This is a genomic window from Chromobacterium sp. S0633, from assembly GCF_024158805.1.
In the GTDB taxonomy this organism is placed as follows: Bacteria; Pseudomonadota; Gammaproteobacteria; order Burkholderiales; family Chromobacteriaceae; genus Chromobacterium.
The window spans coordinates 182,208-202,157 of sequence record NZ_JAMZGH010000005.1 but is presented as its reverse complement, the minus strand read 5'-3'; the positions used below and the strand labels follow the sequence as shown (position 1 = coordinate 202,157).

The window sequence follows — 19,950 nt, the reverse complement described above, 5'->3', positions numbered from 1 at the left end:
CCTTCCGCCGACGCGCGGGCCGAGACGGCCGCGCGCATCCGCCTGCTTATTGGGCGAGCTCCAGGCTCATGTCCACCCGCACCGCGCCCGAGCCCAGCGCGCGGCCATACCACGGCGCGCCCTCGGTGGTCAGCAGCGACACCGGATCGTCCAGCTGGAACCACAGGCTGAACGGCAGCTTCCGTTTCTCCAACCCTTGGGCGGGATCGCTGCCCTCGTCCAGCCAGGCGCCGGCGCTCAAATCGTGGCTTACCGTACCGGAACAATTGTCCGGCTCGCGCCGGCCGCCGCCGTCGGCGTCGAAGGTGAGCCAGGCCGGGAACAGCACCCCTTGCCGCGCATCGCTTTGCAGCGCAAAACGGCACATGCCCTCCCGCTGGCTCGCGCCGTGCTTGCCGTCCAGCGACAAGCTCGCCTTGACCGCGCCCAGGCCGCGCTGACTCAGGTAGCGCCGCGTCGCGCCGCGCTCCGGCCCGCCCGCCGGCGGCAGATTGGCCATTTGCGCGCGGATCAGGTAATCCAGCCGAATCCGGCCGTCCGGCGCGCCCACCCAGCCGCTGCCGCGATTCGAACCCTCGCTGGCCGGCAATACCGAAACACTGGACTTGGGCTGATAAATCCGCCCGATGGCGTATTTGGCGGCGGGCGGTTCCGCCTCCGGCTTGTCTTCGCTCAAGGCCGCGCCCAGCTCAAGCGCGCGCGTGTTGCGGACGCCATCGTCAAAGCTTCGCGTCGGCACCTCCACCACCATGCTCTCGCTGCCCTGCGGCAGAGTCACCGCGCCCCAATCGCCGGTGTTCAGCGCGGCGGCCAGCACCTTGTCCCCGTCCTTCACCGTCACCCGGCCGCCCTCGTAGCCATCGTCCACGGCCTGGCCGTCCTGAGGCCGGGTCCGCAGCCACAGGGTCAGCGCCTGGGCCGCCGGCGCGTTCAAGCGCAGCCGGTAACGCAGCGGCGCGCCGGCCGCCACATCGCCGCTGGACACCAGCGACTCCAGCGCCCAGTTCGGCACAATGGAGAAATCCTTGTCCAAGGTCTTGTCCCCCTCCAGGCTGACCGCGATATGGTAGGCGTCGCGGCGGCCGCTGACCGATTTGCCCTTGATGCCCAGCTGAAGCGTCACCTTATTGCCCTCGGCGGGCTTGAAAGTGAATACGCAATCCTTGCCGCATTGCGGCTTGATCTCGGTCTCGCCGAAATGGAGCGTGGGGATGTCCAGCCCCCAGGGCACGTCCTTGCCCGCCACGGTAACGGTCAGATTGCGCTTTCCAAGGGAGATCCCGTCGGTGAAGATCCGGTATTCCAAATCCTCCCCAACCCGGCCCTCGTCCGGCCCCTCGATCGAGGCCAGACTCAGGTCTTCCTCGATGATCTTCACCGAGGGATAGGACCAGCCGGAATAGTTGTACTCGCAAGACAGTCTAACAAGGCCTGGCTTTTCCCCAGCCTTGGTGCGCAAGGAGAACTTCACCGGGAACGAATATTGGCTGGGCAAAATTTCCAGTGTTTGGCTGCCCTTCAAGGGCAGCCTGCCGATAAACCTTTCATTGCTATCCATGAGCTCGACAAAGTCGGGATCGCCAAACAACTTATTGGCAGTGCCCAGATCGCACTCCAACGCGTGGTCATGCGTCCCCGCGCCAAGCCCATCGGCGATATCGATGGCGAACTCGACGTTGGTCTCCACAGCGGTGTTGACCCTATCCGGGCTGACGCTAACGTTATTGATTCTCGCCGCGGGCTTCTCAAACCAGCGGAACCATGGCGGTTGAGCGACTCCCCGGCCGTTGAAGGTCACCCCGACCGCCTTGGTTCCGGAATCCTTATCGATTGTGCACTCCTTCTTTTCATTCTTTTCAAAGCAGGCATGCTTAAAGTCGAAACTCAGCGCCTCGGTGCCTACCGGCAGTTTCAGCGTCTCGAGCAGTGAAATGTCTTGGTCGCCGAGCATGGCCGGCGAAAACGTCACATGCGCTTTTTTCTCCAATACCGAGTCGCTGACGCCGGCAAACCGGATCTCGTTCGGCCCGCCCGCCACCACCGACTCATTCAGCATCAGAGTGATGGAAGCCGGCACCGTTTTCATCATGCCCTCGTGACTGGAGCCGAAGACGAAGTCCACCTCGCCGCCCGCCGCCTCTGGCTTGGGCGCGTCTAGCGGCAAGACCAGAACATCGTCGCGCTCCCCGGAATAAAACACGGCCTCCATCCCCTGCGCCTGGCGGCCGCGCCCGGCCGGCGGCAGAAACAGCTCCACCGCCTTGGCGCCGGCGAACTCCGCCGCTTCCACGCTCTCGCCCAGCCGGCGCCAAGGCTGCGTCCCCACCCGGAAACGCGCCTTGGCCGCGATCTGCGGCCCGCGGACGCTGAAGCGGACGCCGCCGCCGCTCTGCGCCTGGGACTCGCCCGCGACCGAGCGCAGCGCACAGACCCGTCCCGCCATCCCGTCCACCGTCTCCGGACGGCAAGCGGCCTGCGGCGGGCCCAGGCGCAACATCGCGCTTTTTTCCGCCTGCGCCCGCACCGTCACCGGCTGGCCGCCGCGCTCCGCCTCCAGCGTCAGCAACTGGCGGCCGCCCAGAGGCAGACGCAGCCATTCCGCAAAGGCGCGCTCATTGAATACCGGATGGATTTGCCCCGGCTGCCGCATGGCGCGGCCGACGCTGACCCGCCCTTGGCGGTCGGAGAAACCGGCGATCAAGGCCGCGGGCAACGCCTGTCTGGCTTGCAGCTCGCCGCTTCGCCCGCTGGCCGTCTCCGCCTCCACATACCAGGTGGCGGCGCGCTGGCCCGCCCGCGGTCGCCGCGCGCCGTACAGGCTTTGCCCCGGCTCGGCTTGCAAGGTGGTGATGTAGTGTTGCTGGCTGGGTTCGTCCTCTATCGTCAGCAGCTTGAGCGCGCCGGCCTTGGCCTGCGGCGCCGGCAGATAGCCGTCCCTCAAGCTCAGCGCGAAGCGGTCCCCCTGGTGCTGGCGGCCGCTGGAATAGAAATAGGCCTCCACCAGCGAGGACAGCGCCTGCCCGCCCGCCGGCGCCGACGGCCCGCGCAGCAAGCCGGACGCGGCCGGCAGGAACAGCTCCAACTCACGGGCGCCGCTCAATTCGGCAACAGCCGCGCTCTCGCCCAGCCGGCGCCACTCCCGGCCCGCGCGGAAGCGCCCTCCGGGCAAGGGGCGCTTGGCGCGGATCAAGAGGCGGATGTCGCCGCCCGCGCGGCTCTCCGCCGCCAGCCGCCGCAACACGCAGCGCTGGCCGGCCACGCCGTCCACCGTGTCCGGCCGGCAAGCCGGCCCCTCCGGCGCGGCCAGGGTCAGCCTGGCCTGCTGGCTGGCGTTCAATTGGTAGCTGACCGCCTCCCCGCCGCTGCGCAAGCCCTCCACCGTCAAGCGCTGTTGCCCGCCCAGCGGCTGGTGCAGCAGCGCGGCGAACGCCGCCTCGCTGAACACCGGATTGAGATAGGGCGCGGCGGCGCTGAGGCCGCCCCGCACCTGGCCCTGAGCGTCGGCAAAACCGGCGAAACCGCCGGCGGGGCTGGCGCGGCCCAGCTGCTGCAGCGCGAACAAGGGCGGTCTCGCGCCGGCTTCCAGATACCAGGCGGCGGCGCGGCTGCCGTCTTGCGGATGGCGCTCGCCGTAAATGGCCTGATCCCGGCTGCCGCTGACCGTGGTCACGTACTGACGGCCGCTGGACTGATCGTCGATCAACAACAGACCCAGCCGCGAATAGCGCCGCTGGACCGGCGGCTTGCCCCCGCCCATGGCGGGCAATTGCAGATTGAAGCGGTCGCCGCGGAACAAGCGCGAGCGCGAGTAAAAACCGGCCTCCACCAAGCTATCCAGCCGGATCTTGGGATGGGCCGTCATAAAGGCTTGCAACTGCTCCGCCGGCGGCGGCACAAAGAAGACCTCCACCGCCCTGGCGCGGGCGAAGGCGGCGATGGGCACGCTGTCGTTGATATGCCGCCATTCCCCGCCCACCCGGAAACGGGCCTTGGGCGTTGCCAGCATCTTGGCGCGCACCGTGAACATCAGATCGCCGCCGCTGCCGGCATTGCTTTGGCCGGCAATGGTCCGCAACACGCACAGCTTGCCGGCGACGCCGTCCACCGTTTCATTGCGGCAGCTATTGGCCGGCGCGGGATTGAGGATCAGATGGGCGCGTTTGCTGAGCTGGGTCACAAAGCGGCGTTCGCCGCCGCCGGCCAGGGTTTCCACGAAGGACAGCTCGCGCGACGCGCCCGGCGCCGCTTTGGCGATGGTGTCGAAAGCCAGTTCGCTCAACACCGGGTTGACCTGGCGGCCCTGCGCCGGCCTGAAGCCGTCGCCGCTCAGGCCCATGGCCGCGCCGTGCGCGTCCGCCATGCCGCGGAAAGCCTGCAGCGGCTGCAACTGGCGGATCTCCCGCACCTGGGCGTCCGGCTGATGGGTATACCAGATGGCCACTTTCTTGGCGCCGCCGCGCGGCGCGCGCGCGCCGAAAACGGCCTGGGCCTGGCTGCCGGGCAGGATGCCGCCGCTGCTGCCCAGGGTGCTCAGATACTGAGTGCCGGCCAGCCGGTCTTCAATCAGGATCAAGTCCTGCTGGCTGCGCCACTCCTGCCGGCCCAAGGGTTCCGGCGGCTTGGCCGGCGCCGGAAGGGGCCGCACCGGGAGAAATCCCGCGCCGGGCGCGGCCTGCGAAACGCCGGCCGGCGTCGTTTGCGCCAGCCCCGCGCCGAGGCCGGCCATGAAGATCAGAGTTGAGATCCAGTATTTCATTTCAGTCCGTCTGTCCTGCTGGGATGGGGTGATGAGGGGATTGCGCACGCCGGCTCAGCCTTCGTCTTCGCGCAAGGGCGCGTAAATCCGGTCCGCGTCCCGGCCATAGACGATCTTGCCCAGCCAGGCCGTGGCGCCGGCGTCCTTCAAATCCAGATTGACCCGGAAGCGTTCCGCCGCGCCGGGTTCGACGCTGACCTCCGGATAACGCTGATCCACGTCGATGGCGAAGTTGCCCTGCTCGTCGGTCCGGGCCTGGCCGATATGGTTGCGCACCATGACATGCCGCAGCGGCGCGCCGTCGACGCCGGTCAGCTGACCGAACACCGTCACCATCCGTTTGATCTTGGGCGTCACCCGCACCACATTGCCCGGGTACAGCGTGTACTCATGGTCGGTGTCGGACACCTCGTAGCTGGCCTGCCCGCTTTCCGCGTCGCGCACATAGAAGTGATAAGTGTTGTAGGCCGGCGCCGCGATCCAATTGCGCCCCTGGCGCAAGCTGTGGCTTTGCTCGTTCAGCACCGCCTCCAGCGCACCGTCCGGCGCTCCCGGCACATCGACGACGATGCCGGCCTCGTCCTGCCCGCCGCCGGCGGCGACCGCGCCGCCGCCCCAGGCCAGGCCGCCCTGCATATTGACGCTGGCGCTGCGGCTGTCCCGCTCCGCGTCCACCGACACATTGCCCTGGCCGTAGCGGCCGTTGAAGCCGACGTAAGCGCCGAAGCTGGAAGACTGGCCGCCTGCGCCTTCGCGGCTGATGCTGGCATTGGCGCCCACATCGTCGATCACGCTGTTTTCAAACGACTTGCTGGCCGACAGGTCCAGCGTGTCGCCGCCGTCTCGATGCGACATGCCCACGCTGAAATTGCCGTCCATGGCCAGGTTGAAAGTCAGCATCGCGTAATACTGCTGATCCACCGAGCCGCCGTTGAGATTGCGGCTGCTGCCGAGCTGCAACTGAGCGCCGCCCCATTTGCCGTTGTACATCTGCCGCGAATAATCGGCGCGCATATAGCGATAGCCGCTGCTCCGGTCCCGGTCGTAACTGAGGTTGATCGACCCGGCGTCCACGCCCCAGCCGTGCAAATTGAAATTAGCGCCCAGCGAATCGTAATCCCGGGCGTAGAAATTCAGACGCCGGCCCTTGGCGCCGCGCTCCCCGGTCAGCCACAGGCTGCCGATGCCGCGAGGCAGCGCCAGATTGAGCGTGCCTACCCGGCGCCGGGCGCCGTCGCTGGCCAACAGGTTTTGCACGCTGGCGCGCAGCGCGCTGGACAGCTGCCAAGAGGCGAAACCTTCCTGCACCGTGGTCTTGTCGTTTTGATACAGGGTCAGATTCCAGTCCACCTCATGCCACAGCGCCCCCACCGACACACCGAACAAGGGCCGGTAAGCCCCGCCCTCGTCCTCCGGCGCGCCCTGATCGCCGTAGCGGGCCATCGCCTCTCCGGCGCCGCCCCACAGCTGCCAGTTCAAGCCGTCGCGCAGGCTGGAGCCGCCCACCGGCTTGTTGATCCGGTACACGCGGCGGCTTTGCACCTGGCCGGCCACCAGTATCTCCACCTCCACGTCGTAGACGCCGGCCTGCAAGGCCGAGGTGTCCAGCCGGTGATTGCCCATGCCCAGCCTTTGCGTGCTCAACAAGCGGCCTTCGCGCTTGACGCGCACCTCCCCGGTGGCCGGCAGATAGACATCGATGGGATTCAAGGACTGGCCGGGGTCCAGCTTCAGAGTCTGGCTGACGTTGCCGTAGGAGAACCCGTACATCCGGCTGCCGTTCAAGGTGGACACATTGCCCAGGCTTTGCAGGTTCCAGCCGTCCACCATGCCCAGCGCCAGCCGCTTGCCGTCGATATCGCGCTCATACATGACGCGGTCCAGCGTTACGGACTGATCCGCCGCCGAATCGTCCAGATAGGCGGAGCCCATCACATTGACGTGGTCCACGCCCAAGGACGTGGTGTCGTCGAAAGTGAGATAGCCGGAAGAATGGCCGCGCCCCTGATTGCGCGAGCTATAGCCGTTGAACGCGTACTTGAGCACGCTGGACAGCCCGCCCGAGGACGGCGCCTGCAACACGGACTCCCGCAGATGCGCATCGTCGGCGGCGAAACCGGCCGGCTCCAGAAACAGATCCACCCGCATCGCCATCATGTCCAGCTGCAAGCGCTCGGCGTCGCCCAGACTCAAGGCCCCGCCCGGCAAAAACGTCCGCCCCGTCGCCTGCCGCAAAGCCTGGACCGCGGACGGGCTCAACACGCTCTTGTTGTTGGCCAGCAGCGGTTTGACCTTGTCCAGCCGCATCGAACCGTCGGCCTGCAGCCTCACCGTCAGCGTGGCCGACACCACGCCCTCGTCCGAGGCTTGCCGCGCCGAACGCGCCACCAGCGGCATGGACACGCCTTCGCGCAGCAGGTCCTTGATCTCCGCCGACAAGGCAAGCTTGTTTAACTGCACTTGCTGCGCCAAAGGCCGCCGCTCGGCATCCGCCGCCGCCAGCGCCGTCTCCGCCAACAGCAGCGCACTTAAAAAAGCCATCCCGTTTTTAAGAACGATATCCCGCGCACGCTTCATCTCGCCTCACCCACCGTCGTCGCCGTCATGCGTCGTCAAGCGGCGCATCTTTCTCCGCGTCCAAGAATTTTCCATCCCGCTGCAACATCACTTTGTCCTGGCCCTGGCTGCTGTCTATCGTCTTGAAATTCACCGCGTAGCCCGGCCCAATCCAATAGCGCTCCTTGCAGACCTCGCCCAGCCGCTTTTGCTTGCACGGCCCGTAGGCAATCGCCTGAAACGACACATTGCCCCGGTTTTCCAGATGGCCGCGCCGATAGGCGTAGTCAAAACGCGGCTGCTTGGGCAGCACCAGCAGATTGGTCCTGATGCCGGTCAAAAACTCGACGTCGCCGCTTTTCTCGGAATCCGCGCCCTCGTCCGCCAAGCCCAGCAAGGCGTTCTTCCAGGTCACCTTGTAATAGCGCTCCCTGTCGTCCTTGGGGCCGCTGTAGATGAAGCGGACCGCCTGATCCTGCCCCGCCGCCAGCAACACCCGCGCCGGCGTGAATTGCAGGCTGGCGCCGTCCGTATTCAGCTCGCGCGCGCCCTCGTACGGAGAGTCCACCTGCGTCACGCTCACCGACAGCAAAGACGCCTGCTGCTCGGTGTTTCTGGCGTGGATCGTGACCGCCTCTTTATTGGACGGCATCGCCGCCGTCATATCGGAAACCTGAATCGCCCCGGCCCATGCCGGCAGCAGCAAACAGGCCAAAGCGTGAAATCTGAAGCACCCTGGCATAAGCTGAAACTCCTCAAAATAAAAAGGGAGCTAGGCTCCCTTTTTTGGCGCTACCCTTTGAAATCAGCGAACGGAGAATTGCGTATTCTCTTCTTCGGTTTTGACTGTTTTCTGCCAGGACGCGTCCAGGATCAAATCGAATTTGCCCACGTATTGGCCATCGCTCAATTTAGACGCTTCGGTCACCATGACGCCGCTGGAATCCTTACCGCCGGCAAACTCCGCTTTCAGCTGAGAAGTGCCTTTATTCTCTCCGGCGATGGAAGCCACTTTTGCGAATTCGCCAAAACCGGACAGGCCGTCCAGATCCTTCGGTTCGGCCGACAGTTTCACCTGCTTGCCGGCATGGTCCGTCACGCTGAGGTCAAAATCCATTTCCCCGATGGACGCGGTATGGCTCAGCTGATGCTGGACCGAGGAGGCTTTCACCTTATAGCCGCTGATGGTGTATTCATCCGAATTCAGCATGCGGATATCGAAATCCAGGTTTTTGGATTCAATGGTTTTGGAAATCGGGCTGTACACGAAATGCACATTCGGCTTTTTAGCCGTGATTTCGATAGCGTGCGAGCTATCCTTATCCGCGGTCACATCCCATTCGGCGGAAGCGCGAGTGGAACCAGGAATGGGGTCGGCGGCATGGGCGCCGACGCTGAATACCGCAGCCAGCAATGCAGGCAGCACGACTTTATTCATCATTTCGCTTTCAATAGAGGTCTATAAAATAAAACCTGCAAATACGGCCTTAAGCTGTACTTGGCACGTCATTATCGAAAAGCCGACGATCAAACTCTATAAGAGCACTCTCAAAACACCCGGCGGACGAGAACGCGCGGATGCCATCCTCCCCTCTCGACTCAGAGCGAATGGACCCGCTGGCGCGCAAAACAAGGGGAAAACACGAAGAAAGCCGGATGAAAGCGGAATGAAAATGGGATGAAAGCGGAATGCGGGAGCGGGATAAAAGCCTGTCCAAGAGGGCACTCACAGCCAGTCCCGCAGGGCCGGCAGCGCCCTCCCCGGCTTAGCGCCTCTTCTTCCGCCCCAGCTTGCGCGGCAAGGCGTCCAACTCGTCCAGGCTCAGGTAGAGCTGCTGCACCGCCGCCACATGCCGCGGCAGATCAATCTGCGCCACACCCAGGCTCAACAACATCTCCAGATAATTGAAGAAGCTCTTGCACATGCTGCGGCGGTGGCTGTGGTCGCGGAAATCCATATCGCAAGCGATGCGGAACAACAGCCCGCGCGCGGCGTGCTGGCGGTTGAGTTTCAGCAGCTGCGCCAGATGGGCCGCGTATTGACGGCCCAAGGCGCTGGCCTTGAACGCATTCTCCGCCTCGGCCGGCTGCCAGTAATGCGGATAAGTGCGGCCTTTGACGCGGCGGACAAAGGGCAGGCTGAGGTCTTTGGCTTCGCTGCCGACAAAACGGTAGCGCGAGCGCGGCCCTAGCGGCGGGAGTGGGGATGCGGCGTCCTGACGGATGTCTTGAGTTTCAGCAGGGGACGAAGAGAGATCGATGCCAAGCACCGGACGGACAAGCTTTACCATTTGCAACCTCCTGAGCAGAAGGGCCATGCCGCAAAGCGGCAGGGCGGGCACATGACAAGAGTTAGTCTACCGGTGGACTTCTACTAAAACCGGCGCGCCCGCGAGGGCGCCACTTGCCACGGCCCGCCCGAATAGGCAAAGCAATGGCAACGGATACGCTGTGGAAACAGCGCATCCGCGGTAGAAGTCCAAGTCGGGAGACTAAACCCGAGCACCGCGATTGCTGCGGCGCGGGGGCTATTGTTGGGGAGGAGCGGGAGAGCGTCAAGCCGGCGGCACCCGGCAGCACAAGAAAGCCGCGCCTGGCGCACCGTGCGCGGCGGAGGCAAGCCATCGCTGGGGCGCTGAAGCCGATCTGAAATAGCGTTAAGAGCCGCTCACAAAACTCAGTTTTACGGCTAAGAACCTGTTTACGATCTCGCGAGCAAGGGCGAGACAAGGCGTTGCGGCTGAAAAAGCGGAGTGTACATCCGGTACATGAGCATTTTGACGATGTTTTCAACGCGGTATCGCCGACGCGCAGCAGATCGTAAACAGGTTCGCGCAACACAGCATCAGGGGTTTGGTTAGCGACCCTAAACAGACTGCTTCGCAAAATGCTGGCGCACCCACTGCTCGCACAACAGCCAAAGCTGCGGCGCGCCCTTTTGGATCACCGGGCCATAACGGGACAGCACCTGCTCCAGCGAAACATCGCTCTGCGTCCAAGTCCCGCCGCCGGTAAAGACATTGATCAGCAAAGGCTGGAAACGGTCCAGCGCCTTGGCGAAACAGGCATCGGCGCTTTCCGCGCGCTCAAACTCCCGCCACAGCGCCAACAGCTCAGCGCCCTGCTCCGGCGGCAGCAAGCCAAACAAACGCTCCGCCGCCCTCGCCTCCGCTTCCGCCTGCGCCCCGGGCACAGCCTGGCCGTGGATGGGAAAATCCCCGGCGTCCACCTCCACCACATCGTGCAGCAGCAGCATCTTGATCACCCGGTCCGTGTTGACCGGACCGCTGGCGTAATCGCCCAGCAGCAAGGCGTACATCGCCAGATGCCAGGAATGCTCGGCCGAGTTCTCCCGGCGGCTCTGGTCCAGCAACGGCGATTGCCGCAGCACCGACTTCAAGCGGTCTATCTCTCTCAGAAAATTCAGTTGCCGTTCCAAGGCCGATACTTGCATCGCTTATCCCGCATTCAGATCTGTTTCGCCACGGAGGGGGATTATAGCTGTGGTCTGGGCCTTCGGCCCGGCTCAGAGCCTGCCCAAAGTCCCTCGAGCAAGGACGAGACAAGGCAAAAACGAATGAAAAAGCAAAGTGTACGAGTGGTGTGAGCTTGCTTTTTAACGCCCTTGCCTAGCAATCCCACCGGCCCTCAGCAAATCAGACCTCGCCCTCCCGCACCGGAATAGAAGGAGCGGTCTACAAAAACCAGGGCAGTCCACGATATTAGCTGCGCCCCAAGAACGCCAAAAGTCAGGCCGACTCTGACCTGCCGTTCAATGATCAATTACAGCAACTCAAGATAGATATTATTCAAATTTTAAGCTTATATACTTTATTCGCCGTACCAAAAAACAAAGCTTCCCTCTCACAAGTCGACATACTGTGAGTAAGCTTTTTAAATGCATTCCAACAATTCACATAACTATAAGAACCTTTGTCGACAGGAAAATTGCTTTCGAACATCGCCCTCTCTGGCCCGAATGCATCAATACAGGTTTCAACCCATGGCCGCCAGGCCTGCGCCAATATTTTTGACGAAGGCGCTTCTTCCAGTCTATCAAAATTGAAGCCATTTATTCTCATGCCGAGCCCGCCAATTTTAATATATACATTAGGCAGAGAGCTAATATTATAAATATACTTTCTCCATGTAGAGAAGACTTCATCTTGGCAATCAGCGTAAACACCTACGCGGACGCACCCTCCACAATGATCGATAATAACCGGTATTTCAGGATAAACTTTCGCAAGCTCAAAAAGCTCTGGAAGCTGAGGAAAGAATAGCCATGCATCATAGCTCAAACCAAACACAGCAAGCCGCGAAAAACCATCACGATAGCATTTATCTTGGAGCAAACCTTTTGACGCTGCAGACAAAGGATTAGCCAAAGAGCTATCGGCATCCCAGGCAACAAGATGGCGCACCCCCTTTACTCTACCTCCTCCTGCCTCAATATGTGCTTGTAAAACCCTATCAACCTCCCTTCCTATCCTCAAGTCGGCATAGCTTACGATGCCTCGAGCAATCTCTACTTGCTCACCTGCGTTGCGGTCAGCAAGCTCACGAACATACTCGGTCTCGCCAATTGGCATCAACAACTCATCACCCTCTGTTCTGTATCGTGTTAATGCCTGCATATAAACGGAGGCAACGATGTTATGCCCCATAGTAAGATCGGAGAGATATTCTTTTTCTTTGTAGTTCCAATCAGGCCTCTCATAGAAGTGGTGATGAGCATCCACTATCGGCAGCATAGGTTCAATGACTGCCTCCACTCCTTTTGATAACCAATCTTCACGTACAGGCAAGTAGTTGCCCGCCATTCCCCCTCCTAACAGACTCCGCCAACTATATTTTTGCGTTTAGTTTTTGAGAAATTCATTGCCACAACACGCATCAACCATTAATTACACCGGCATTCCGCATGACAGCCACGTCTTTAGCGGAATAGCCCAGTTCCTTCAGTAGTGCTTCAGAATGGCTACCAGGCAAAGGAACATCCAATCTAGAACCAAAACGTCGACCGTCCATCTCAAATGGCAGCATGGGTACCTTGACTGTGCGACCATCTGGCAAGGTCACATCCGTTAACCCTTGAGACTCCACCAAGTGCTTATCATCAAAGAGATCTTGCGGCCTTTGGATCGGAGCAAATGGCAATCCAGCGCGCTCGCAGATCAACATCAACTCCTGTTTGCTCATTTGACCAAAGTGTTTACGCACTACAGGCAGAAAACGATCACGCGCTTGCACTCGTTGGTTGTTCACAACCAATGACTCGTCAGCCGCTAGCTTGCGGAAGCCAAAAGCCTCACAGAACACCCTCCATTGGGAATCGCTCACCACTCCTACAAATACCTGCTCACCATCCCCCGTAATAAACACATCGTAAATGGCCCAGGCAGAGATACGGCTGGGCATGGGTGCCGCCGGTTTGCCAGTCACGGCATACTGCATCATATGTTGAGCCACTAAAAATACTGAGTTTTCATAAAGGCCGGACTGCACAAACTGCCCCTTTCCAGTACTTCTTCTCTCATGCAGTGCAGCCAGGATGGCGATAGCTCCAAACATGCCGCCCATGATGTCGTTGACGGAGGCGCCAGCCCGGAGTGGACGTCCTTCCGGACCCGTCATGTAAGCCACCCCCGTCATCATCTGCACGACCTCGTCAAGAGCCGTTCGATGATCATACGGACCAGGCAAAAAACCTTTCATTGAGCAGTAAATCACTTCAGGATTGATAGCCTTTACCCCGTCATATCCAATACCCAGCTTGTCCATTGAGCCGGGACGGAAGTTCTCGGTGACAATATCCGCAGTTGCCAATAATCTTTTGACTGCAGCCATCCCCTCTTCCGATTTGAGGTCAACAGCAAAGCTCTTTTTATTACGGTTATAAGTCATCCAATATCCAGCCCCCGACCCACCTAGGCGGCGGGTATTATCCCCTTCGGGAGCAGGCTCCACTTTGATGACTTCCGCCCCCAAGTCGGCTAGCACTAGCCCACAGGTTGGCCCCATAACCATGTGGACAAATTCCACGACACGTACGCCGGTTAGCGGCAATGGCTTAGCGTCTTGATTCATACAAGCTCCTTGGCATAGCGAAAACTTTTATGCAAACCCGCTCCTGGCACGTAGCCATAGAGCGGCTCACCTAGCAAACCACTGGCAAGAACCTCTCGCGCGGCTATGAGCCGATCTATATCCACGCCTGTACGCAAACCCATTGATTCAAGCAAAAACACCAGATCCTCAGTAACGATATTGCCGGTAGCGCCTGGCGCATAAGGGCAGCCGCCAATTCCACCCTGCGACGAATCAAAGGTCGTCACCCCCACATCAAGGGCGGCCACCACATTTGCCAGGCCCTGCCCATACGTATTGTGCAAATGCGCGCTACCCGTTTTATCAACACCGATCTCTGAGCGCAGACGCGGAAACATATGACGAATTTGACTGGGATTAGCCATTCCAGATGTATCAGACAAACCCACTTCATCCACTCCGCACTCGACCATCAGCGAAGCTAACCGGATCACGTCATCTTCAGGCACAACGCCTTGGATGCTGCATCCAAATGCCGTCGACAAACCCGCTTCGATCTGAATAGCTGGATACTGCTCATTACGAAGTGCCACCACCGCTTTGACTTCATCAATCATTTGCGCATGGCTTTTACGCACATTGGCAAGAGAATGAGACTCACTCACTGACACCGGTAAGGTGATTTTGTGAACACCTGCAACAAAGGCAGCTTGAGCTCCACGCAAATTGGGGCTTAGCGCCGTAACAGACAAATCAGGCAATGTCAGGGCATACGCCACCACCTCTGCTACGTCGGCCATTTGTGGCAACAGCTTGGCCGGAACAAACGAACCAACTTCGATCTCACGGAGCCCTGCCTCAGCTAATGCTGAAATCCAGTGGAATTTATGTTTTGTCGGCATGGTGGCTTTTACACTTTGCAAGCCATCACGCGGCCCTACTTCGCTAACCAGCACATCAACCTCTACCAAGCCTCTCATCGCTTGCTTCTCCTTCACAGATCTTGGGTATCCACTTCATAGGGACGGCTTTCATGCCCTCACCTAAGCAGGGATTGAAGCCCCTAAGTTTGTTCTACCTAACAGAACACAATTCTGTCAGACGGTACAATATAGAAACTGCTGATTTCAGTGTCAAGGGCGTTAGGAGCGCGCCAAAAGCCAGGAATACATGCTGAATAGCTATTTTGAAGATCAAAAATTCACTTTTATTTCAATCTGTTAAACAAAGCAGAGTGGCATGACGAGATTTCGTTACAGCCTGTCCCCTGACATGCGGCTCAGTTCTCTCCTCCATCTATCTCGCTCAGACGTACAGCTCAACAGGGAACTGTTCCGCATGAGAAGAAGTAGGTGTTGGCAAAATTACGACAGCTCCTTCCCCTACTTCAGCGCCCATCCCGACAGGCAATGTCGCCTCGTCAATCCCTTGTCAATTCATGCTTTGCACCGCTCTACCTTCCATCTCTCCCCTCTATCGGGTTTTCGTAAAACCGCGAGTCACCACATGTGCAGCATGTTCGTGGCGTTGACAGTACCCACATGCAGTTCTATCTTACAGAACATCGTTCTGCCAAATAGAACAACAATATTGACCGAATCAGGTATTCACCAAAGGAGACAAAGGATGAATCTAGACAATCTTTCCGAACCGTCCATATCACTGAAAGATGTAGCCGTGCAGTTCGGTCAATTCACTGCTGTGCGAGAGGTCAACCTTGATGTCAGGGAAGGCGAGTTCGTCGCAGTGGTGGGACCAACGGGCTGTGGCAAAAGCACGCTACTCAACGTGATCACTGGCTTGTTGCCGCATGTCCTAGGCAAGGTAATGGTGTATGGCAAGCCGCTGCAGGGCTTGAATCCGGTGGCTGGCTATATGCTGCAACAGGACGCGCTCCTTCCGTGGAAGACGGCGCTGGATAATGTCGCCATTGGCCTAGTATTTCAGGGCGTACCACAGGGCGAAGCGCGTGAGCGTGCGCGTCGGTGGATGCAGAAAGTAGGCCTATCTGGTTTCGAGGCCCGATATCCACACCAGTTATCGGGAGGGCAGAAGAAACGAGTCAGTATGGCGCAGATGCTCATCCTAGCCCCCAAGATCGTCCTGATGGACGAGCCCTTCTCAGCGCTCGATGTACATACCCGCCACCTGATGCAGAACGAATTGCTTCGCCTCTGGCAGGAAGATCGCAAGACCTTGATCTTCATTACTCACGACTTGGAAGAGGCCATTGCTTTAGCGGACCGCGTGGTGGTCATTTCCGCAGGCCCAGCGGCTCGTCCCATCGCTGAGATTGCGATCAATCTACCGCGTCCACGCATCGTCGAAGAAATAAACATGACAGATGACTACATAAGACTTTATCGGGAAATCTGGAGCATCCTCGGTGCCGAAGTGGAGAAGAGTCATGCTACGAGTTTCTAAGATTCGACGGATTCAGCTGATCATCCTGCTGGGGAGTCTCGGCCTTTGGCAACTCGGTACGCATAATGCTTGGATTGATCCGTTCTTTTTCTCTTCGCCCGTCAGCATTGCTGACCGCGTGTGGGTCTGGTTTACCTCTGGTGAGATTTATCGACACCTGTACATTACTCTGCTCGAGACTATTCTCTCCTTCATCTTCGGCACACTGATCGGTGTTGGATTGGGGGTATGGCTTGGGCTGTCGCCAACCGCCTCCGAGGTACTCGATCCATTTCTCAAGCTCCTCAACGCCATTCCTCGCATCCTTTTCGCCCCGATCTTCGTAATGTGGTTCGGCCTCGGAATGACCTCCAAAGTGGCACTGGGTGTGACCATCGTATTTTTCCTCGCCTTCTTCAATACCTATCAGGGAGTGCGTGAAGTGAACCCCGTGGTACTGGCTAACGCTCGCTTGCTCAGGGCGCGCAAGACAGCCTTGCTGCGGCACGTCTACCTACCCTCTGCAGCCTCCTGGATCCTATCCAGCCTGCGTGCCTCGGTTGGCTTTGCCGTAATGGGCGCGGTGGTGGCCGAGTACTTGGGTTCGTCCTCCGGTCTGGGACACCTAATTGCGCAAGCCGAAGGCGTATTCGATGCCACTGGGGTGTTTTCCGGAATTCTCGTGCTGTCGTTGTTCGTTATCGCGCTTGATCGTGTCGTCGACTTCATCGAGAACCACGTAATGGCATGGAAAAAAGCTGCACACTAAGGAGAGGACATCATGATCAATTTTAAGAAACTATACAGTCTGACAATTATTGCTCTGGGTTTGACGACACAACCGATTCAAGCCGCAACGCCAGAAAAGACCGAGCTCTCCATTTCGGTTGGTTCACAAATTCTGAATTACTTGCCCTTGTCTCTCACCGTATCCTTGGGTCATTTCAAGGAGCAGGGCTTGAACGTTCGCACCGAGAACTTCCAGGCGGGAGGCAGCAAGGCGCTGCAAGCCCTGGTCGCCGGCTCAACCGATGCTGTGGTTGGATTTTACGATCACACCATTTCGATGCAGTCTAAGGGCAAGGATATCGTGTCCGTTGTCCTGCTCAACGACATGCCAGGCATAGTGCTAGCCGCCCGAAACGAAGCCGGTCTCAAAAAAGGCAGCGATCTCAAGGGACATACGGTGGGGATTACCGCTCCCGGATCTTCTTCGGACATGATCGCCCGCTACTACGTCAAACGTAATGGCCTTTCTCAGAAGGATGTAAGCTTCATCGCTGTTGGTTCGGGAGCGCCTGGCATGGCGGCTTTGGAACGCAAGGAGGTCGATAGTCTGGTCAATTTCGATCCAGTCGCGACCTTGCTTCAGCAGCGGAGTACCACACATTTTCTGTTCGACACACGAACAGCAGCCGGTTCCAAAGCCTTATTCGACGGCAACTATCCGACAGCCTGCCTGTATGTAACGCGCCAATTCATGCGGCGTCACCCTGAAACTGTTCAGCGCCTAGTCAATGCCTTTGTTAAAACACTGAAATGGATCTACCGCAATACAGCAGAAACTATTGCTGACAAGACTCCGAAGGAGGCCATCACCGGCGACAAGGGAAGCTTCATCCGGGCCCTAAAAGGCTCCAAGGCGATCTTCTCCAGCAATGGCATGATGCAGCCTCAGGATGCCTTGACCGTTCAGAAGGTGCTAAGCGATTACGACGAGAATGTCGCGCGCGCCAAGATTGACCTGAGCAAAACTTTCACCAATCAGTTTGTGGCAAAAGCCAAGTAACGCACACGTGTCCGGCGGCGGGATCCAGATGAGACAATGGTAATATCACATCAAAGGCTCAACTGAATAAGGGATCTGGTCATGAGTGCCGAGAAAGTTTCGGAATCAAAAGAACAAACGGGTGGCGTTGCCGCAGTAGACAGAGCGCTACTGTTGCTAACGGTATTTCACCTAGGCGAAGCTGAATTATCTCTGGCTGATCTCGCCCGCCGCACGGGGCTTTACAAGAGCACTATCCTGCGATTGACAGAGTCGCTGCAGCGCTATGGTTTTTTGTGCCGCTTGGAAAGCGGCGCCTATGCGCTCGGACCGGAGTTGTTCCGGCTCGGCACGCAGTATCAGCGCTCGTTTCACCTCGAAGAACTGGTTCGTCCACGGCTAGCCATGCTGGCCAAAACACTGGGAGAAACCAGTTCCTTTTATATCAGGGAGGGCGAATGGCGGACCTGCTTAATGCGAGTGGAGCCCGACTCCGCCATCCGCTTGGTGCTGCATGAAGGAGATCGCCTACCCATTGCTCGGGGGGCGGCGGGTAAGGTGCTGCTGGCTTTTGGCGAATCTATGGCCCCAGAGTTCGCTGCTATACATGAGCAGGGTTGGGCCGCGTCATTTGGAGAGCGTGATCCCGAGGCAGCCTCAGTGGCGACACCCGTGTTCGGCGCTCAAGGCATCCTTCTCGGCGCACTGGCTGTCTCCGGCGTGCGAAGCCGTTACGATGACAAACGGGTTCAACAACTCAAATCCGTGCTGCTAGAAACCTCCACGGAGTTGTCCCACTTACTTGGTTACAAACCCTGATTGGCTTTGTTACACAAACCGGTTGCAAGGCCAAACTTGAGGCTCCCCCAGAATACGGATCGGTAGATAGTGGGACCTTCCGATTCTGGGGATTTATGAAACGTAGAAGTTCAGACCTGATCTGACAATCTCCCATTTTGACGGTACTAGACTGTCAGATCATTGATCGGAGAGAATAAAGTCTGTCATGACAACAAATCATAAGTCTATGATTTTGTTACCCTAAAACAACGTAACCGCCATAATTTTAAGTCTGTCACACAGTGACGATTTCAAGGGGTTACGTACATGCTTGTTGCCATAGTCTGTCAAAGCCAGCAATAGCAAGGGTTTCAGGACGGGGAGCGAAGAAACCGGTCAGCCAAACCCAGCGGTCAATGATGCGATGGTAATGGGCAGTTTACACAGAATTTCAGACACGCCCGTATTTGAGCAGTATGTGCAAATATTGCACGTGCAGTGGTATTACCACGCCGAACTCTGCCAGTAATCCTCGCATCTGATTGGCTTGCGCCGTCCGGGCTTTCACAAATCCCGCCCTAGCCCGGTGCACGGCGAGTAGCACCTGCTGTTCGGCTTGTTTTACAGGAACAAACCGCATGTTCGGCCGGGAAACGGCTTCACAGATCGCCTCAGCATCGGCGGCATCCGTTTTACTACCTTTGACATAGGGTTTTACAAACTGCGGCGCCATCAGTTTGACCAAATACCCCTGTGCCATGAGCTTCCTGGCCCAAAAATGTGCACTTCCACAAGCTTCCATGCCGACTATGCACGGCGGCAGGTTTGCGAAGAAAGCCGCTAGCTGCTGACGGGGTATTTGCTTACGGAGTACGACTTTGCCGTGCTCATCAACGCCGTGAATCTGGAACACCTGCTTGGCGAGATCGAGCCCAATGGTTCTACAGTTCATGGTAACGCTCCCTTCAGTCAGTGAGGCGGTTGCACTCTCACTGTGGCACCTCGATGCCGCTACTGGTAGGGGGCGTCCATTCCATTAACAAAGTCACTCAGAACCAGCTCATCCGGGAGGAAGGAGGCGAAAGGCGATACGGCGGCCACTCTCCACCATCCATACTGCAGTGAATGGCTCTATGGTTGCGGTTTGCCTAAAAATGACAATGGCATTGCTAACAAGTTCATCGTCTTCCTGCGTATCTTCGCCATCAACAGATATAAGCAAGGTCCGCGTATCCGAGTAGTGTTTCCCTTGTTTTTTTTGGAGTGCATTCAAGAGCATTAATGCAAGCTTTTCGGAGGAGTAGCTAGCTCTGGATGTGTAAAGGCTTTCCGGCGCGGAGCCGTGTGCGACCTGCCGTCGGATTTCGTGAGCATTATCCGGCAGCGCTCGGACGACCACCAAGATAGTCCCTCCAATTTGCGCATCAAAGTTCTCTGCCTCTCCACCGATCTTAATGTCGCAAGATTCGGGAACGTTTGTGGTTCGCACAAAGCCATAGATTGCAGTTAATTCATCTCGGAATTGCTTTGCGTCTTTTGACTTGTGTGTCAAGAAGCTCACAAGAGAGTCAAGCCCACCTGACAGAATAGAGTGAGCTTGTTGTTCGTATTGTACTTTGAAATCGGAGACATTCAC

Annotated in this window: 14 protein-coding genes and 1 pseudogene; 4 read left to right on the top strand and 11 right to left on the bottom strand. The window is 58.5% G+C overall.

What is annotated here, in order from left to right; genetic code table 11:
• Positions 1–46: 46 nt before the first annotated feature.
• The 9 genes from NK214_RS05745 to NK214_RS05705 all read right to left on the bottom strand — a co-directional run bounded on the left by NK214_RS05745 (position 47) and on the right by NK214_RS05705 (position 14,343).
• Positions 47–4,756, bottom strand: a complete 4,710-nt coding sequence (locus NK214_RS05745; protein WP_253313941.1) for a hypothetical protein — start codon at positions 4,754–4,756, stop codon at positions 47–49.
• 54 nt (positions 4,757–4,810) lie between these two features.
• On the bottom strand, positions 4,811–7,297 hold the full coding sequence (locus NK214_RS05740) for a TcfC E-set like domain-containing protein (RefSeq protein WP_253313940.1): 2,487 nt from the start codon (positions 7,295–7,297) through the stop codon (positions 4,811–4,813).
• Positions 7,298–7,358: 61 nt separating this feature from the next.
• Positions 7,359–8,054 carry a fimbria/pilus periplasmic chaperone gene (locus NK214_RS05735; RefSeq protein ID WP_107800893.1) on the bottom strand — a complete coding sequence of 232 codons (696 nt, stop codon included), beginning with the start codon at positions 8,052–8,054 and terminating at the stop codon, positions 7,359–7,361.
• 63 nt (positions 8,055–8,117) lie between these two features.
• Complete coding sequence (locus tag NK214_RS05730) at positions 8,118–8,753, bottom strand: hypothetical protein (protein WP_107800894.1); 636 nt, start codon at positions 8,751–8,753, stop codon at positions 8,118–8,120.
• A gap of 325 nt (positions 8,754–9,078) precedes the next feature.
• Positions 9,079–9,603, bottom strand: a complete 525-nt coding sequence (locus NK214_RS05725; protein WP_253313939.1) for a hypothetical protein — start codon at positions 9,601–9,603, stop codon at positions 9,079–9,081.
• A gap of 575 nt (positions 9,604–10,178) precedes the next feature.
• Positions 10,179–10,766 carry an HD family hydrolase gene (locus NK214_RS05720; RefSeq protein WP_253313938.1) on the bottom strand — a complete coding sequence of 196 codons (588 nt, stop codon included), beginning with the start codon at positions 10,764–10,766 and terminating at the stop codon, positions 10,179–10,181.
• Positions 10,767–11,121: 355 nt separating this feature from the next.
• On the bottom strand, positions 11,122–12,135 hold the full coding sequence (locus NK214_RS05715; protein WP_253313937.1) for an amidohydrolase: 1,014 nt from the start codon (positions 12,133–12,135) through the stop codon (positions 11,122–11,124).
• A gap of 73 nt (positions 12,136–12,208) precedes the next feature.
• Positions 12,209–13,402, bottom strand: a complete 1,194-nt coding sequence (locus tag NK214_RS05710) for a CaiB/BaiF CoA-transferase family protein (protein WP_256477373.1) — start codon at positions 13,400–13,402, stop codon at positions 12,209–12,211.
• Positions 13,399–14,343, bottom strand: a complete 945-nt coding sequence (locus NK214_RS05705; protein ID WP_253313936.1) for a hydroxymethylglutaryl-CoA lyase — start codon at positions 14,341–14,343, stop codon at positions 13,399–13,401. The genes NK214_RS05710 and NK214_RS05705 overlap by 4 nt, the downstream gene beginning before the upstream one ends.
• A 646-nt stretch (positions 14,344–14,989) precedes the next feature.
• Between NK214_RS05705 and NK214_RS05700 the strand changes: the two genes are divergently transcribed.
• The 4 genes from NK214_RS05700 to NK214_RS05685 all read left to right on the top strand — a co-directional run bounded on the left by NK214_RS05700 (position 14,990) and on the right by NK214_RS05685 (position 18,353).
• Entirely contained in the window at positions 14,990–15,787 is a 798-nt protein-coding gene (locus NK214_RS05700) for an ABC transporter ATP-binding protein (protein WP_253313935.1), read from the top strand.
• Positions 15,771–16,535 carry an ABC transporter permease gene (locus NK214_RS05695; protein ID WP_253313934.1) on the top strand — a complete coding sequence of 255 codons (765 nt, stop codon included), beginning with the start codon at positions 15,771–15,773 and terminating at the stop codon, positions 16,533–16,535. Before NK214_RS05700 ends, NK214_RS05695 begins: the two co-directional genes overlap by 17 nt.
• A gap of 12 nt (positions 16,536–16,547) precedes the next feature.
• Positions 16,548–17,555 carry an ABC transporter substrate-binding protein gene (locus NK214_RS05690; RefSeq protein ID WP_253313933.1) on the top strand — a complete coding sequence of 336 codons (1,008 nt, stop codon included), beginning with the start codon at positions 16,548–16,550 and terminating at the stop codon, positions 17,553–17,555.
• 81 nt (positions 17,556–17,636) lie between these two features.
• A complete protein-coding gene (locus NK214_RS05685; RefSeq protein ID WP_253313932.1) occupies positions 17,637–18,353 on the top strand; it encodes an IclR family transcriptional regulator in 717 nt (238 codons plus the stop codon).
• 442 nt (positions 18,354–18,795) lie between these two features.
• Here the strand turns inward: NK214_RS05685 and NK214_RS05680 are convergent.
• Together NK214_RS05680 and NK214_RS05675 are read right to left on the bottom strand one after the other, a co-directional pair.
• Positions 18,796–19,266: pseudogene (locus NK214_RS05680) on the bottom strand (IS110 family transposase); the annotation flags it as partial.
• A 108-nt stretch (positions 19,267–19,374) separates the two neighbouring features.
• On the bottom strand, positions 19,375–19,950 hold the full coding sequence (locus tag NK214_RS05675; RefSeq protein WP_253313931.1) for a hypothetical protein: 576 nt from the start codon (positions 19,948–19,950) through the stop codon (positions 19,375–19,377).

Excerpts from the sequence above, each read along its gene's own strand:
- NK214_RS05695 (WP_253313934.1), top strand. The coding sequence starts at position 15,771 with ATGCTACGAGTTTCTAAGATTCGACGGATTCAGCTGATCATCCTGCTG.
- NK214_RS05700 (WP_253313935.1), top strand. The coding sequence starts at position 14,990 with ATGAATCTAGACAATCTTTCCGAACCGTCCATATCACTGAAAGATGTA.
- NK214_RS05705 (WP_253313936.1), bottom strand. The coding sequence starts at position 14,343 with ATGAGAGGCTTGGTAGAGGTTGATGTGCTGGTTAGCGAAGTAGGGCCG.
- NK214_RS05735 (WP_107800893.1), bottom strand. The coding sequence starts at position 8,054 with ATGCCAGGGTGCTTCAGATTTCACGCTTTGGCCTGTTTGCTGCTGCCG.
- NK214_RS05725 (WP_253313939.1), bottom strand. The coding sequence starts at position 9,603 with ATGGTAAAGCTTGTCCGTCCGGTGCTTGGCATCGATCTCTCTTCGTCC.
- NK214_RS05685 (WP_253313932.1), top strand. The coding sequence starts at position 17,637 with ATGAGTGCCGAGAAAGTTTCGGAATCAAAAGAACAAACGGGTGGCGTT.
- NK214_RS05710 (WP_256477373.1), bottom strand. The coding sequence starts at position 13,402 with ATGAATCAAGACGCTAAGCCATTGCCGCTAACCGGCGTACGTGTCGTG.
- NK214_RS05715 (WP_253313937.1), bottom strand. The coding sequence starts at position 12,135 with ATGGCGGGCAACTACTTGCCTGTACGTGAAGATTGGTTATCAAAAGGA.
- NK214_RS05730 (WP_107800894.1), bottom strand. The coding sequence starts at position 8,753 with ATGATGAATAAAGTCGTGCTGCCTGCATTGCTGGCTGCGGTATTCAGC.
- NK214_RS05690 (WP_253313933.1), top strand. The coding sequence starts at position 16,548 with ATGATCAATTTTAAGAAACTATACAGTCTGACAATTATTGCTCTGGGT.
- NK214_RS05745 (WP_253313941.1), bottom strand. The coding sequence starts at position 4,756 with ATGAAATACTGGATCTCAACTCTGATCTTCATGGCCGGCCTCGGCGCG.
- NK214_RS05720 (WP_253313938.1), bottom strand. The coding sequence starts at position 10,766 with ATGCAAGTATCGGCCTTGGAACGGCAACTGAATTTTCTGAGAGAGATA.
- NK214_RS05740 (WP_253313940.1), bottom strand. The coding sequence starts at position 7,297 with ATGGCTTTTTTAAGTGCGCTGCTGTTGGCGGAGACGGCGCTGGCGGCG.